Here is a 15530-nt window from a genome sequence, read left to right on the forward strand (position 1 = left end):
TACTCAAAGCGAATACTATTCGCTTTCAATTCCCATTTCCAGATAGACAAGTTGGCATTGGTTCGAGAACGATGTGACTTTCACTACCATCTCTACGAGCATTGTAGATATTGAGATTCAAATTCGTCACCCGTTCATGAAAACTTCATTCACGATTTCTCGCGGAAGATTTCGGTGACGAATCCATTTGGGCAAGATGTCCAGCATTGGTCGCCGAAACACTCGTAAAGTTCGACGACCACCCGCTTTTCTAAGTCGGAGCGACGACTGATTCAGCGGCCAGCCGGAGTAAGCTAGGTCCGTCCGTAGGCTTGCCGCTGCGCTCCGTGGCTAACCGATAACTTCCAGTTGGCAGTCATCGAGTGCAACACTTGCTCCTTGTCCCATATAACGGACCGTGACAAGCAACCGAACTTCATTTTCCCGTCGGAGCACACGCCCTTCGAATCCCTTAAACACACCATTTTTAACGCGAACCAGTTGGCCGGCGATGATTTTGGCTTCCGGCGCGACAGCTTCGCCGGTAGCGATCAACTGGTGGATCTGCCGCATGTCGTCGATAAAATTGTTACGATCGGTAACTTCTAAACAGCGGGAGACACAACCAGTGCAAATCGCTCGGTAACGCGAATCTTCTTCGCCTTGGACGAAAACGTAATTCGTAAATAGCGGTTCGTACGCTACCCGAAGCCGGCCATTGGGCGAGCGATATCGGCGACGGATTACCGGCGAATAAAAAGCGATTTGCTGTTCAACCAGCATCCGCATGAGCTTTTTTTCGTGGCGTGCTAAGGTATACATCGCCCACCACGGCTTTTCGGCAGCATCGTCGGCCATCAAAAGAATTGGTGGCCATTGATCGATTTCTGCATCCAATAGAGGCATGTACCCGTCCCTAAAATTGCGCCAAATTTCCTGATGTCCGCTGAAAGTCGGATTCCAGATGGCTTTCAACAGCTAATTATTGCCCAGAGTCTGGTGGCGTCGAGCGATTTCGCAAAAAAGTAACAAAACGGCATGACTGTGCGCACCTCGAATCGCCGAAAATGCTGAAGCATCCTCAGGACTCGCGCAACCCGTAAAAGGTACGGCTGCAGAGATGGCGTTTAATGGACATTCGGAGTTTTCCGCAGCCACTTGCTGGGCGTCCAGTCCGAATGGCGTTCCGTGCGCTGATAAAACATGCTGGGCAGCTTGTTCACGTTTGCAGCGTGATGACGATACTGCTAGCAATGGACCTGGAAAACTTGATTAGGACCGATCGCGTCAAGAAGTAGGCAAAGTTCCCTGAAAAAGCTGCTTTATAGCCCTTGCTCGAAAAGCCTCCCTGCGGTTAAACTCTTCGATCCTTCCGGGCAACCAGTGGCGTCATTGCTGCCGGTCTACGGGCCAAAGTGGCGGAATGGCAGACGCGCTGGACTCAAAATCCAGTGGGGTAACACCCGTGTGGGTTCGAGTCCCACCTTTGGTATTCGCCTGTTGCGGGGATTTCCTGAAGCATTCCAGGAATGACTCACAGCAAACTTAATTTGTTAAACGTTTTCGAAGCTTTCCATGCCAACCATCAATCAATTGGTTCGCCGATCTCGGCAAGTTCAACGCAAGACCACCAAGAGCCCCGTTTTGGACAAATGTCCACAGCGTCAAGGCGTTTGCTTGTTGGTCCGTACGATGACTCCTAAGAAGCCTAACTCGGCTCTGCGAAAAATCACCCGTGTTCGTTTGAGCAACGGCAAGGAAGTAACCGTTTACATTCCTGGGGAAGGCCATAACCTGCAGGAACACTCGATTGTTCTTATCCGCGGTGGTCGTGTCCGTGACTTGCCAGGTGTTCGCTACCAAGTCGTTCGCGGTAGTCGCGATACACTGGGCGTGACTGGCCGTAAGCAATCTCGCAGCCGTTACGGTGCGAAGAAGCCTTAGTGTTGGTCGCCGTTTGATTTTATAACGTTCCGTTCTCCGTACATCCTTACTGCTTTTCGTCGTTTTCGATCAAGTTACATCTATGGGAAAGATCACTGCCTCTCGTACCACGCTCCGGCCAGACCCGAAGTTCAATTCTTTGCTGGCTGCAAAGTTCGTTAATTGCTTGATGTACGATGGCAAGAAGACGACTGCATACAACGTGCTGTACGACGCTTTGGACGAAATTCAAAAGAAGATTCCTGATCGTCCTGCAATCGAAGTCTTCGAACAAGCGATCGAAAACGTAAAGCCGTACATCGAAGTTCGTTCGAAACGTGTGGGTGGTGCATCGTACCAGGTTCCAATGCAAGTAAATCGCAATCGCCAACAATCGCTGGCTTTCCGCTGGATCCTTGCTGCCGTACGCGACAAAAAAGGCCGCGCGACACATCTCAAGCTTGCTGATGAACTGCTGGGTGCGTTCCGCAAAGAAGGTGCTGCTATCACCAAACGTGAAAACACGCACCGTATGGCTGACGCTAACAAAGCGTTCGCTCACTTTGCTTGGTAATTTTGCTAGCGGTTTGCATTCGGGGTTGCACAGTATCTTCCAACTCGGCAACCGCTCAAACCGAGAATCATATTTAGCTTTTCGAGCGAGTCGTTAGCGACTCCTGAAACATGGCGAGCCTACTGCGGCTCGCTTTTTTTGTAGCTGCTCGCAGGATTGGTTATTGGTTTCCGAAATCCGCTGCGTTGTCGAGCTCGCCGAGGAAAGTTGGACTGCGAGCGGTTGTCGAATTGTTATGGCAGTGGCTTGCAGACTGACTGCGTTCGGCGCTGATTCCTTGGGCAGTTGCGACCGCCGCTTAGCCCGCCACCGGATGCAAGCCGACGGCGCTCCAGTCAGTCTGAATTATTTTGGATCGGAGATTGTGATCCATTCCCTGACACTATTTTGAGCGTCAACGACAAAGACCTTCATTGCATGTGGATCGACCACCGCTAGTTCCTCGTTGACCCAGAAGAGTCCAACTGGATTTTGGAACAGGTCCGATTCGATGGCTTTTTCAGGGGCAGCACCCGGCGCAATTTTCCAAACTGCTTTCGCGTAGCCGTCACTGACCCAAGCCGTGCCAGACTTGTCGACTGCGACGTTATTGGGAAACTGGAAAGTTCGCGATTCAACGACCTTTGTTTCCTTGCCTGACGAATCGTAACGCAATAGCTGTTCGCTGTTTTGCGAGAGCACCCACAACTGGTTTTGGCTATCGACAGCTAGACCACGAGCGTTCGCCTTTTCCAGAAACACCTCGGGTTTGTTGTCGCTTCCTGGCTTCCATTTCCAGACTGCTCGTCGTTCCAGATCTGCGATGTAAAGAGTTTCATCGCTCGCCACGGCCAAATCGACGGGAACTCCGATTAGTCCATTTGTTAGCGGTTTAGTGCTTCCATCGGCAAGGACCTCATAGATTTCTCGAGTAGCCGAATCGCCGACATAAATCTTGCCCGCAGGCGACACAGCAATGGCACGCACGGCGTTTAACGGTTGTCGAAATTGCTTGCTGCCTTGAGTCAGAACTTCTAATTTGTCGTTGTTATAGTTCCAAATCCCGGGAAGATTGCGGTCGACGATAAGCGTGTTGCCGCTTGGGGTAGTCACGCCATCCAGTGGATAAACCCCGGTTTGAAGACGTGACGCCGGCGTTCGAGAAGGCGTGGCGGACGGATTCTCGGTGGTATTTTCCGTCGAAGCGTTTGGCTGGGCCAGTGCGATGTTGGCAACGCTGGCAAGCAGCATGGCAGACGTAAGTCCCCCTATCAAGGCAAGTGTGGTCACAAAGGGCCCGTGTTCTTCGCGTTGGAGGTCTCGGTACATGCGAGGATTAAGTCGGCGTAGCATAAGATCAGATTCTGTTAGTTTGGCTCGAATGGTTCGGGGTTTGCTGTGCAAGCCGGCGGGTCGGACTTCTGCGACGGCTTGGTGTTCTTCTGAGAGTTAACGTGTGATGGCCGAACGATTTGCAATCCGTTATCATGAGTTGCTTAGTGGCTGATGTCGAATGGCTCAGATTGTCAGCCTCGGTTAATCTTAACGCCCAAGTTTCTTCCCATACACTCAACAACGCTAAAAATATGTTTTTTTCGAAGTGGAATATTGTAAAGATGACGGTGGCGATCTTGATCGCAGGAGGGCCTACGCTCGTCTACGCACAGGAGCAATCGTCTGACGAAGCCGTTGAAAAGCGTGACTGGGCACATTGGCGTGGTCCAATGATGAATGGCCATGCGTACCAAACGAACTTGCCTGAACAGTGGTCTGTTGACGGTGAAAATTTGCTGTGGCGAAAAGAGGAGTATGCCTCTCGGGGGACTCCGATTGTAATGAACGATAAAATGTATATCGTCTGCCGCGACAACCCAGAAACCACAAAGGAAGGCGAAAAGACCGTCTGCCTTGATCCTAAAACTGGCGAACGGATTTGGGAAAGCGTTCACAATGTATTTCTCTCCGACGCCCCTGCTGAACGCGTCAGTTGGATCAGTCCTGTAGGAGATCCTGAAACAAATCAAGTGTATGTGCTTGGTATTAACGGCGTCTTTCAATGCTTGAATGGGGATACCGGTGAAATCGTATGGGAGCATTCCATGATGGAAGAGTATGGAATGATCAGCCCATATGGGGGCCGAACAAACTTAGCAACTGTTTTCGAAGACTTGGTGATTGTAAGTGCCGTGATGACCGGTTGGGGCGATACGGCCCTTCCGGCGCATCGGTTTGTTGCTTTCGATAAATCTACCGGCATGTCTGCTTGGATGTTTTCGACAAGATTGCGGCCGGAAGACACCACCTACAGTACTCCCGTTTACACCGTGTTGAACGGACAAGCGGCGATGGTGTTTGGTGCAGCGGATGGCGCGGTGTATGCATTGCAACCGCGCACCGGAAAAATGATTTGGAAGTATCAGGCATCCCCCCGCGGGATCAACACGACTCCTTTGGTCGATGAAAATGGCATCGTATATTGCGGGCACGCAGAGCAAAATGAATCGAACCGGACCGTTTTGGGGGCTATGTTTGCATTTGACGGCAATCAAACCGGCGAAATCGCGGAAGACAAGTTGCTTTGGAAAATACCCGGGATGACCGTCAGTCGCTGTGCACCGTTAAAAATCGAAGACCGAGTCTACGTCGTTGAGGACGGCGGAAAACTGGTCGTCCTTGAGGCGGCCAGCGGCAAAGAGGTTGGTTCCAAAAAGCTTGGCCGCGCCATGTTCGGGTCGCTTATGTACGGCGACGGAAAGATCTACGCCGCTGAAAACTCCGGTCGAACCTACATCCTAAAGCCTTCCGACGATGGTGTTGAAGTTGTCAGCAACACCCGCATGAAAGACGAAAGTGAGTTTTTCGGTTCGCCGATCGCTCACGCCGGACGCGTCTACCTCCCTTCCATCACGGCGTTATATTGTATTGGATCGGCCGAAAACGACTCAACTTATACCGAGTTGCCTCCGACCAAAAAAGAGACGTCCGTCAAGACTGACGAGACCGTCAGCCATATTCAGCTAGCGCCTGTCGAGATGATGTTGAAGCCAGGTCAGTCTATTGCCATGCAGGTGCGTGGTTACAACAAACACGGACAGTTTGTTCGACTCGTCAAAGACGCCCAGATCTCTGTTGAAGGAGGCGGTGAAATTGTGGATGGTTCGTTTGTGGCTCCCAAGACCGAATCGGCACTGCCATGCATGGTTACTGCCAAGAGCGGGGAACTCACAAGCGTTGCTCGAGTCCGTGTAATCCCTGGGTTGCCTATCGAAGAAAACTTTGACAGTGGTGTCGTCCCCATGACTTGGATCGGAGCGGCGTATCGGCACCAGCCAACGGAATTTGAAGGAAATAAAGGGCTTGTGAAAATCAGTACGATTCCTAAAGGAACGCGTTCGCAAGCTTGGTTTGGTTGGCCTGACATGCATGACTACACGGTTCAAGCTGATTTCTATGCAACCGATATGCGAGGAGAGGCAAAAACTGATCGGCTTCCCGACATGGGGCTGATCGCTCAGCGGTACACACTTGATATGCTCGGCTCCCAAAATCTGCAAATTCGCTCTTGGACGCCACGTTTGGAAAGTCGTTTCGCGAAAACTATCCCTTTTGAATGGAAACAGAAGACGTGGTACACAATGAAGTTCCAGTCCGAAACCGTGGGATCTGAAGCAACCTTGCGAGGCAAAGTCTGGCTGCGTGGCGAAGAAGAGCCTGCCGAATGGCAAATTGAAGCGACAGACAGAGTCGGAAATTTGCAAGGTAGCCCCGGCTTGTTCGGCAATTCGGGCGATGCCCAGTTTTACGTCGACAACGTACGGGTTACTCCGAATTAGTTGCCGATGCGGTCCGGCGAGGGCCTTGCGATGTGCCAGGAACGCTCGAAAGTCAAATTCCCGAGCGTTTCGCAGTAACCGAATCGCACCAGTTGTCATTTTACTACGTAAAGTTCCTTTACCTACAACGCTCAGGATACTACGTTTGATTGGGAACGTTGACGACAAATTGGCTCGCAGGTCGAGTCCTTAAGCCAGCGTTCCTCCTACCAGCTAAGACCTTCCCTTTAAAACAGTCGTCTTATGAGCGGTCGCTTTTTTCAGGCCACCCGCAATTACAGCTTTCCATTCTCATAACGAAACCTATGAAAATCCAACATCTATTGCTGGCCATGTTCGCCAGTTCCTATCCCCTCGCTCAACTCCATGCGTTTGATCCAGTTGAGGAAACGGCGAAAAGAATTTCGAAGCTAAACGTTGGCGAACTTGATTGGCCACAATGGGGTGGCTCACCAATTCGAAGCAACACTCCAAAAGACCAGGATGTTCCCGTAGAGTGGGACGTCGGAAGTGGTGAGAATATTCGGTGGTCCATGCCACTTGGTTCCGAAACGTACGGCAATCCAGTCGTTGCTAACGGTAAGGTTTACGTCGGCACCAATAATGCCTCAGCGTATCTTTCGCGTTTTCCGAACAACGTTGACTTGGGGGTGCTGCTCTGTTTCAACGAAAAAGATGGAACCTTCCTGTGGCAGCACAGCAATAAAAAGCTTCCGAGTGGTCGTGTGCACGATTGGCCAGACCAAGGCATCTGCAGTGCTCCAATCATTGACGGCGACCGCCTGTGGTACGTAACCAGTCGCGGCACGGTGACTTGTTTGGACACCGAAGGATTCCGTGATGGCGAGAACAATGGGCCATACAAGAGTGAGGAATTTGAAGCCGAAGATGAAGCTGACGTGGTCTGGGAATTGAACATGATGCAGCAGTTGGGGACCAGCCAACACAACATGTGTTCTTGTTCCGTGACATTGTTTAACGACATGCTGTTTGTTAACACTGGCAATGGTGTTGATGAAAGTCACATCGCTGTACCTGAGGCGAACGCTCCTAGTTTTCTTTGCTTGAACAAAGATACGGGAGAAGTACTCTGGCAGGACGACGCCCCGGGCGCAAACATTTTGCATGGGCAATGGAGTTCGCCGACGGTTGCGGAACTTGGCGGAGTTAACCAAGTTTTGTTTGCTGGGGGCGATGGCTGGCTTTATAGCTATCTAGCTGAAGGCAAAGATGGCAAGTCGGAACTTTTGTGGAAGTTCGACTGCAATCCGAAAGACTCGCTGTACTTGCTCTCGCGTGCAACTCGTAACCATTTGATCGCAACTCCTCTGGTCTACGACGGCCTAGTATATATTGCAGTTGGCGAAGATCCTGAGCATGGCGAAGGCGGCGGGCATCTCTGGTGCATCGACCCGACCAAACGCGGCGACGTGAGCCCGACCATGGTATACAACAGTTCGAACCCGAGTGACCCAATTGCTCCAAAACGTCTTCAAGCTCTTGAAAAGGACAAAGGCGATTTCGAACGCGACAATCCTAATTCGGCTGCTGTTTGGCATTACGTCGGAACCGATCCAAGTGAATTCGAAACGACCATGCATCGTACTTGTGGTACTGCAGCGATTAAAAACGATTTGCTGTTCATCGCCGACTTCAGCGGACTGGTGCATTGCGTCGACGCTAAGACTGGAAAAGGCTACTGGACATATGACATGCTATCTGAGTCCTGGGCCAGCCCTCTGTTGATCAATGACAAGGTCTATATCAGCGACGCTGATGGAGAGATCGCAATCTTCGAACTGTCGAAGGAAATGAAACTGATCGACGAAGTGGACATTGAGTCGGCAGTATTCACGACGCCAATCGTTGCGAACAACACGTTGTTTATTGCAAACCGGAATCGATTGTTTGCGATCGAAGAAGGTGCAAAAAGCGAACCGGCTGAATAGCGAAGATAGGGAGTGAGCGTTCACTCAATCTCCATCAGTTGGAAACGAATCAAAAGAGGGCTGCATAATGCGCCCTCTATTGAATGCACATTTCCAATCCCCGGTCCAGGCTCGCTTTTACAATGTCACAAAAAATATCTACACTGCAAACCGAGAAAATCGCATCCACGCGCCCTAACATAACAAGCAAACAGTAACTAAAAATAGTTTTGTCGCGAACAGGGATGTGAAATGAAAGTTTGGCGCAGATTCACCCGTCTCAGCATTCTTATTGTCTCAGCGTTCCTCGTAACTATCACTGTCATTGCATATCGCTGGGTTGACTCAAGCAAACGTCAGAAAGCTGTTGCACTTGCAGTTGAAAGGCTCGGCGGACGCGTGACGTACGAGGATGACTCGCTAGCGATTCCGCCTTGGATCGTTACGATGATCGGGTTAGATTACTTCTCAGAAATCGATACAATTACCCTATATCCAACTACGGATTCCGATGCGGATTCGCAGATCGAGATTCTAAAAAATTACCCTCAACTGCGGCGACTTGCGATCTGGCCTGGGGCCAAAGGTCTGGAAGTGGTTCCGCCAGACGCCGACGGCGGTCTAACAGATCGCGGAACGACACTAATTCTGGCAAACCTGCCGAAGCTCGAACATTTGTCCGTCGCATCTGCGAGGCTAAGTGCAATTTCAGAGCTGAGATTAAAGTTACAACCTAACATCAAATCGCTGCAGATATTGAAACACTCCTCGAGTACTAATATGTGGGATCAACCTCTGTGGCAGCAGAAAAAATCGTCGCCAGTCTACAAAGTCAATTTCGCTAGGTAAATAAGCTAGTTTGCTAGGGCCGAGCGGCGTGCCTTGTGACGAGTCCTCGACTATGGGACAATCGAAGTGAAGGAGAAATGGAAATGTCAAACACTGCGAATAACAACATTAAGATCAAGGTCAACGAGACAATCCAAACTCTGCCAGAAAACGCATCTTGGGATGACGTCATGTACAGGATCTATGTCAGGCAGAAAATCGAGAGCGGGCTAAAAGATATCTCCGCTGGTGACACGCTGTCGGTCGAGGAAGTTCGGAGACGTTTTGGATTGCCTGAATGATGAAGGTCCTATGGACGCGCAGTGCAATATCTGACCTCACTGGAATCTACGCCTACATTGCACAAGACTCACCCCGCTACGCGCTGAGTGTTGTAGACAGGCTTACCAAACGGACAAAGCAAATCGCAGCTTTTCCATATTCTGGTCAAGCAGTCCCCGAATACAACCGCGAGGAAGTGCGTGAGGTTGTCGAATACTCATATCGCCTGATCTACCTCATAACTCCCGGTACAATTCATATTGTTGCTGTCATACACGGTGCAAAACCGTTACCGGATAGCCCATCCGAACTCGACGGATAACACGTAGTTGGTCACACCACCGGCAGAGAAAATCTCAGCCTTTCAAGCTTAAGAAATGCGAGAATCGAACAAAAATCGCAATAAAACGCAGCGGATCAACTCGACAAAGTCTCGTACTTGACTGGTCAGAAGCATCGAGTCGGAATCGTCCACTCTCTTAACCAACGTCGCCGAAGTCGATCATGCCGCCGTGACGGCTGATGACTTGTTGCTTTAGTCGAGCGAGCTCGGGAGCGGAAAGCTCTGGATCGCGTTCAACCATTTGCTGAGCAACTCCACGCACGAGCTCCACTACTTCACGATCGCGGATGAGGTCTGCAATGCGAAAAGGTGGTAGCCCGCTTTGCTGTGTTCCCAACAGGTTTCCCGGCCCCCGCATCTGCATGTCCATTTCGGCCAGCTCAAAACCATCGTCGGTCCTTGAGAATGCCACGAGTTTCTGGTGCTCTGACGGCTCGATTCCAGCCGATGCAAAGACGCATAGATAACCACGATGAACACCGCGGCTGACTCGACCACGCAACTGATGAAGTTGAGCCAGTCCCAAGCGGTTGGCATCCAAAATCGTCATTACAGTCGCATTGGGGACGTCGATTCCGACTTCGACAACGGTAGTCGCGATTAAGACATCGATGTTCCCCAGCGAGAATTGAGTGAGGGTCTCGTGTTTCTCGTCTGCGTCCATGCGGCCATGCAACAATCCGACTCGCATGCCCGCGAGTTCTCCCGATTTAAGTCGCTCGTAGGTCTGAATCGCTCCGGCGACATCAAATGCTTCTTCTGCAACAACACGTGGCGTAATTACATACGCTTGTCGACCTTCGCTAACTTTATTGCGCACGAATGCCCACCAGCTCTCTTCCTGGGTTGCGGAACCTAGATAGGTATTAACCGGCTCGCGACCAGGTGGCTTTTCACGAATCGTTGAAACATCAAGATCGCCAAATGCCGTCATCGAAAGCGTACGCGGGATCGGGGTAGCTGATAGTACCAAATAGTGCGGTTGAAATTGCGAACCGCGCAGACTCGCGCGTTGAGCGACGCCGAACTTATGTTGTTCATCAATGACTGCCAGTCCAAGCCGATGAAACTCCACTTTCTCGCTCAGCAGCGCCTGGGTGCCTACTACAATATCAACGGTCCCGAGTGCAATTTGGTGTTGTAGGTCGTCCTTCTCAGAACCTGTCAAACTGCCCACGAGTAGTGCTACTTCGCATTCCGCGTTCGTGAGCGAATCTCGGATTCGTTCAAAATGTTGCCTAGCCAGGATTTCGGTCGGAGCCATAAACGTTGTCTGGTAGCCGTTGGCGACAGCTAACAACATGGCATATAACGCCACAGCAGTCTTGCCGCTGCCAACATCTCCTTGCAGTAATCGGTTCATGGCAACCGGTTGAGCCATATCGGCGCAAATCTCCTCGATGACCTTCTCTTGGTCACCGGTCAACTTTAGTCCGATACGCTTGAGGATTCGATGATGCAATGTTCCATTCTTGGTTATCGACGGCGCGGCTTGCTGGTTCTTCAATTTCGAACGCCGCATTGCAAGCGCTAGTTGGTAAACAAGCAACTCTTGAAACACAAAACGATGTCGAGCTCGATTGGCCTCATCCATTGTCATCGGCAAATGGATGAGCCTGATTGCATCACGGATCGGTAGAAGTTCGTTATCGAGCAGGAAAGTCGGCGTGAAAGCATCTTCCATGGAATCGACCAACTGTTCTATGGCTGCTTCCACTGCTGTTTTGACGTGACGTTGCTTGAGGCCTTCTGTAAGCGAATAGATAGGCAGCGGTTTTCCGGCAACGGCCACTTCCTCAGGTTCCAATTTAATAAAGTCAGGGTGACGCATTTCGTACGAGACACCGGTACTTTTAACCACGCCAGTCACCTGAAGCCGATCGCCGCGGGCGATGTTCTTAGTCCTGAAAGGTTGATTAAACCAAACAAGCCGCACAAAGCCGCTATTGTCGAGCTTCATGAGAACTCCCACCGTGCTGCGGCCGTCGGGCAGATACCTACTTTCAATCGAATCGACTGTTCCCACGACGCAACACCGTGTATCGGAAACGAGCTGATGGTACTCCTGCAGTTCGACCGAATCTTGGTAATCGCGTGGGAAGAAGAAAAGCAGGTCTGCCAGTCGGCGAATCCCCATCTTTCGAAAGAGTGCGGCCCGCTGTTGCCCGATCGCCGGTACTGATTCCAACGATGTGCGAAGCAATCGATCGCCGCTTTGAGAACGCGATAGATCGCTAGTGACATTAGCGGTGCTGGGTGGAAGGTCGGCCACGATCACTCATCTGAGATAGCGACAGGAAACAGACGCACCATTCTATCAATTTTCCCGTCTCGTGCGATCGACTTTTTCGCTGGATCAAACCAGCAGCTACTCCGGAGATCTGGCTGGGCCCAGGCAGATTGTTGCCATCGATACAGCTAGCGTAAGGGCCGTTTCAACTCGCAGGATTCGCTCTCCCAGATCAAAACCAATCCAGCCGTTTTGCAGTGCGATTGCTACTTCTTTGTCACTAAAGCCTCCTTCGGGCCCAATGGCCAGCGCAATCCCCATTCCCTGCTCCGCTATCGTTTCCGCCCACTTGCTGAGTGTGGTCAAGTCGCCTTGCGACGATGCTGGCAGTCCGGGGTGGCATAGCAGCGACAGATTGTGTTTCGCGTTGAAAGACTGAAAGAAATCGATCGAATCCTGTGCCTCAGCGACATTCATCAGCGAATTTCGCTCGCACTGTTTGCAAGATTCAATTACAGTCCGTTTCGCGCGGTTGATCGCATTCTCTGTCGCTTCTGCCACGCTATATTCGCAGGCTAGCGGTTGCAGGACGGTTACGCCTAACTCGGTGGCTCGCTCTACAACGCTTCGTTGGCGATCACCTTTGGGCAGTCCTATCGCTACAGTTACATGGCCGGGAAGCTCTTTCGGTTCATGTTCAACTGTAGTAACTCGGACGCTTGCCGACGAGCGGTCGCAATCGACCAAGGTAGCGCGAGCGATATTCCCCTTGCCGTCGAAGAGTTCGCAGGCATCGCCATCTTTCAGTCGCATAACGCGAGTCGCGTGTTTGGCCTCCTCCGCAGGCAGCTGGAGATAGCTGTCGGCGGCTAAGTGAGGAACATAGATTCGCATTATTTGAGGATGCACCGGAGGGGGAAGACCTCCGCTTTCACGGAAACTGAACGGATTACTTTACGTACAACGGGGATTTTGGGTTTCCGCCGCTACGCAAGTAGGTCATCAAATCGTTTACTTCTTCGGCCGAGAAGGTGTTTAGCAATCCGGAGGGCATCATGGAAACGGGGCTAGGCTTGGTTTCCACAATTTTTTGCCGATTGACGGAGACAAATTTTTCCGGGTCCAACATGTTCGTTGAAATCATCAGATTGTTCCCATTCAAATTCGCGACACGGCCGGTAATGACTTCGTCGTCTTCAGTCAAGAACTGAGTTGCTTGATACTGATCGCTAATTTCTTTGTTAGGCTCTACGACTGCCGTCAAAAGATCTCGCATCGAAAAACGTCCGCCTGACCCCGTCAAATCAGGGCCTTGTATGCCTCCCAAGCCAGCGAAACGATGGCACTTGTAGCACTGAGCGACCGCGAATAGCTTCTTGCCGTTTTCGAAGTTTGCGGTTTTTGCTTCCTCTGCGTTCTTCACCAATTCGTCTACCGACCAATCCTTAACAAAGGATCGCGCTTGTAGTTCTTGGGCTGGATCGATCGGCTGCGGGATTGCTTCGATCAACTCTCCGAGCTCCTTTTTCTCACCATCGTCAAGTTTTGCGATGGCCGCTTTTCTGATGTTGTCGATAAAGCCGCCAAATGATTCACCGCCCCGTGCCGATGCGACGTCAAAGAACCATTGGAAGTACGCTTTTCGCAGCTCCGGGGTCCAACCTTGCTCGATTTCACGCAGCGACAGTGCGTAGTGGATCTGGTCGTCGGCAGCACCGCTGGTGGACAGTAACGCGACGCTTTTTGCAACTGCCTCCGTTGCGTTAAGGTAAAGCATGAGTTGGGCGAGCTCACGATTCACCAAGTTGTTATCGTTCTCGTCTGGAAAGTGAGCATTAATCTGTTGGATGATCAAATTGCGGTTCTCGTCGTTGATATCTCCTAATCGCAGGCAAATCAACTGGTAAGCACGCAGTAGTTCGAATTTGCCGGTTTCATCTAAACTTGTCCAGTTGATTTTTGCCAAAGATTGGGCAAGAGGTGTTTGGTCGGCTGGCTCTCCGGTTCGAGCGAGTGCAATAGCCGTTGTGATTTTTGCTGAAGGTGAGGAAAGTTTCGCAGCCGCCTCGCGCCACTGCGATGGATTCTGATGTTCGAGCACGATGCGCGCCGCACTCCGCACAGCAAAGTCCTCGTTGCCGACGTGTTGCAAAGCCAACTGTATAGCTGCTTCATCCTCGCTAGGGGAATGATACTGTTCAAGTTTACGTCGCAGTTCCGCTTCGATTGGCATCGATTGCACGGTCGCCGCGGCGTTCGCTTGAGCGTTGCCAGTATACTTTAGTCGATACAGGGCCGACTGTACTTTGCGTCCACCAACGGCAACATAAAGGCAGCCATCTTGCGGACGAACGACCAGATCGGTGACAGGCATCGGAGCAGCGGACATGAATGGCGTTAGTTTGCCGGTATATGTGCCGCCTTGGGGATCGAGTTCAACAGCGTAGATCACGCCATAGCTCCAATCACTGATCAGAAGCGCCGATTGGTATGGCTCCGGGAAGTTCGTGCCGTAGGCAAAAGCGATGCCTGTCGGCGAGCCATAACCGACGTCAACAACGGAACCGAATGAGTCGGCAAAGTAGCTGGCGTACTTACCTGTACCGTTTCGCCATCCAAAATCGACGCCACTAACAACGTGGTTTACTCGAGTCGGTCGGTACCAGGGCGTGCCGACGTCCCATTCCATATCTGCATCGTACGTGAACAAGTCGCCTTGCTTATTGAATGCGATGTCATACTCGTTGCGAAAACCCAAGGCAACCAGCTCGACGTCGGAAGCATCGGGATTGAAGCTGAGCACGAATCCACCCGGCCCCATCCGGTTGGCCATAAAACCGCGAGCGTCCGGCATGCGGCCTAACAAGTGGTCGTTCCCCCAGACCTTGGGGACTCGAGAGCGAGTGATTGTATTGGGGATTTCGCTGTCGTTGCCCGAGCACGTGTACAAGCGGCCGTCGGGACCAACAATGATTGCATGTGGACCATGCTCGCTGGTGCCGGACATCGGAATAATCCGCTTGGAATCCTCGAAAGTGCCGTCATGATCAAGGTCTTGCAGTCGGTAGGTACCACTTCCCTCAGCACTGTTGCCGTTGATGTTCACGTACAGGCCGTGCTCCGTCGGGCAAATGCCCTGGACCATTCCAACCGACGCAGCGATTGGTTGAACGTTGATTTTGGAAGCATCAGCGCTGCCGTCTTCGGGCAATGTTACGCGATAAAGGCCGCCGTATTGATCGCTTACGATCAGAGTCCCATCTTTATCGACGGCCATCGCGACCCAGGAGCCTTGTTCGTTAATGGGAACTTCGTAAACCAATTCGACTTGGAAACCTTCGGGAACGCGAAAGGCATCGACAGGCGTTGTTCGCAGTTCGGCGTTGACCGTAGAGCAACTGGCGGCGAGAACCAGCAGCGATAGGACTGCTTTCCAAGACTTTTTCATTCGAGTGATATCCTGAGGGGCGAGGGGGCAATAATATTGCGGGGGGTATTCATGATCTTAGACCCTTGATCATATTTCAAGGGTAGATTGTGCACCAAAAGAAAAATGCACGGTCTGGAAATCATTTTCTGAGTTTAAATTGCTTGCTCTCGCACCTCAACGAGCTACTCCAATTCCGTTATA

At 51.4% G+C, this 15530-nt stretch carries 12 protein-coding genes and 1 tRNA gene; 8 read left to right on the forward strand and 5 right to left on the reverse strand.

Annotated features, from left to right (window positions below):
* Positions 1–330 precede the first annotated feature (330 nt).
* The gene (nusG, locus tag SH451x_RS05960) at positions 331–885 is read right to left on the reverse strand and encodes a transcription termination/antitermination protein NusG (protein WP_479361531.1); all 555 of its coding nucleotides are present in this window, start codon (positions 883–885) and stop codon (positions 331–333) included.
* A gap of 503 nt (positions 886–1388) precedes the next feature.
* Here nusG and SH451x_RS05965 point away from each other — a divergent pair.
* The 3 genes from SH451x_RS05965 to rpsG all read left to right on the forward strand — a co-directional run bounded on the left by SH451x_RS05965 (position 1389) and on the right by rpsG (position 2476).
* Positions 1389–1471, forward strand: a tRNA-Leu gene (locus tag SH451x_RS05965).
* An 83-nt stretch (positions 1472–1554) separates the two neighbouring features.
* A complete protein-coding gene (rpsL, locus tag SH451x_RS05970; RefSeq protein ID WP_479361532.1) occupies positions 1555–1923 on the forward strand; it encodes a 30S ribosomal protein S12 in 369 nt (122 codons plus the stop codon).
* Positions 1924–2005: 82 nt separating this feature from the next.
* Complete coding sequence (gene rpsG / locus SH451x_RS05975; protein WP_479361533.1) at positions 2006–2476, forward strand: 30S ribosomal protein S7; 471 nt, start codon at positions 2006–2008, stop codon at positions 2474–2476.
* A gap of 345 nt (positions 2477–2821) precedes the next feature.
* On the opposite strand, the gene SH451x_RS05980 is transcribed toward rpsG, so the two are convergent.
* Complete coding sequence (locus SH451x_RS05980; RefSeq protein ID WP_479361534.1) at positions 2822–3808, reverse strand: SMP-30/gluconolactonase/LRE family protein; 987 nt, start codon at positions 3806–3808, stop codon at positions 2822–2824.
* A 233-nt stretch (positions 3809–4041) separates the two neighbouring features.
* Between SH451x_RS05980 and SH451x_RS05985 the strand changes: the two genes are divergently transcribed.
* From SH451x_RS05985 to SH451x_RS06005, 5 genes are all read left to right on the forward strand, one after another.
* On the forward strand, positions 4042–6288 hold the full coding sequence (locus SH451x_RS05985) for an outer membrane protein assembly factor BamB family protein (protein ID WP_479361535.1): 2247 nt from the start codon (positions 4042–4044) through the stop codon (positions 6286–6288).
* Positions 6289–6593: 305 nt separating this feature from the next.
* A complete protein-coding gene (locus tag SH451x_RS05990; RefSeq protein WP_479361536.1) occupies positions 6594–8237 on the forward strand; it encodes an outer membrane protein assembly factor BamB family protein in 1644 nt (547 codons plus the stop codon).
* A gap of 231 nt (positions 8238–8468) precedes the next feature.
* A complete protein-coding gene (locus tag SH451x_RS05995; protein WP_479361537.1) occupies positions 8469–9065 on the forward strand; it encodes a hypothetical protein in 597 nt (198 codons plus the stop codon).
* A gap of 83 nt (positions 9066–9148) precedes the next feature.
* On the forward strand, positions 9149–9346 hold the full coding sequence (locus tag SH451x_RS06000; protein ID WP_479361538.1) for a hypothetical protein: 198 nt from the start codon (positions 9149–9151) through the stop codon (positions 9344–9346).
* Complete coding sequence (locus tag SH451x_RS06005) at positions 9343–9648, forward strand: type II toxin-antitoxin system RelE/ParE family toxin (RefSeq protein WP_479361539.1); 306 nt, start codon at positions 9343–9345, stop codon at positions 9646–9648. Before SH451x_RS06000 ends, SH451x_RS06005 begins: the two co-directional genes overlap by 4 nt.
* Positions 9649–9805: 157 nt before the next feature.
* On the opposite strand, the gene recG is transcribed toward SH451x_RS06005, so the two are convergent.
* The 3 genes from recG to SH451x_RS06020 form a co-directional block, all read right to left on the reverse strand.
* Positions 9806–11941 (reverse strand): ATP-dependent DNA helicase RecG, encoded by a 2136-nt coding sequence (recG, locus tag SH451x_RS06010; RefSeq protein ID WP_479361540.1) that lies wholly within the window; start codon positions 11939–11941, stop codon positions 9806–9808.
* 96 nt (positions 11942–12037) lie between these two features.
* A complete protein-coding gene (locus tag SH451x_RS06015) occupies positions 12038–12793 on the reverse strand; it encodes an RsmE family RNA methyltransferase (RefSeq protein ID WP_479361541.1) in 756 nt (251 codons plus the stop codon).
* Positions 12794–12848: 55 nt separating this feature from the next.
* A complete protein-coding gene (locus SH451x_RS06020) occupies positions 12849–15347 on the reverse strand; it encodes a c-type cytochrome (RefSeq protein ID WP_479361542.1) in 2499 nt (832 codons plus the stop codon).
* Positions 15348–15530: the final 183 nt, after the last annotated feature.

This window comes from Njordella aestuarii (assembly GCF_056494165.1).

Coding starts and splice junctions, on each gene's coding strand:
- nusG (WP_479361531.1), bottom strand. CDS start 885: ATGCCTCTATTGGATGCAGAAATCGATCAATGGCCACCAATTCTTTTG.
- rpsL (WP_479361532.1), top strand. CDS start 1,555: ATGCCAACCATCAATCAATTGGTTCGCCGATCTCGGCAAGTTCAACGC.
- rpsG (WP_479361533.1), top strand. CDS start 2,006: ATGGGAAAGATCACTGCCTCTCGTACCACGCTCCGGCCAGACCCGAAG.
- SH451x_RS05980 (WP_479361534.1), bottom strand. CDS start 3,808: ATGCTACGCCGACTTAATCCTCGCATGTACCGAGACCTCCAACGCGAA.
- SH451x_RS05985 (WP_479361535.1), top strand. CDS start 4,042: ATGTTTTTTTCGAAGTGGAATATTGTAAAGATGACGGTGGCGATCTTG.
- SH451x_RS05990 (WP_479361536.1), top strand. CDS start 6,594: ATGAAAATCCAACATCTATTGCTGGCCATGTTCGCCAGTTCCTATCCC.
- SH451x_RS05995 (WP_479361537.1), top strand. CDS start 8,469: ATGAAAGTTTGGCGCAGATTCACCCGTCTCAGCATTCTTATTGTCTCA.
- SH451x_RS06000 (WP_479361538.1), top strand. CDS start 9,149: ATGTCAAACACTGCGAATAACAACATTAAGATCAAGGTCAACGAGACA.
- SH451x_RS06005 (WP_479361539.1), top strand. CDS start 9,343: ATGATGAAGGTCCTATGGACGCGCAGTGCAATATCTGACCTCACTGGA.
- SH451x_RS06015 (WP_479361541.1), bottom strand. CDS start 12,793: ATGCGAATCTATGTTCCTCACTTAGCCGCCGACAGCTATCTCCAGCTG.
- SH451x_RS06020 (WP_479361542.1), bottom strand. CDS start 15,347: ATGAAAAAGTCTTGGAAAGCAGTCCTATCGCTGCTGGTTCTCGCCGCC.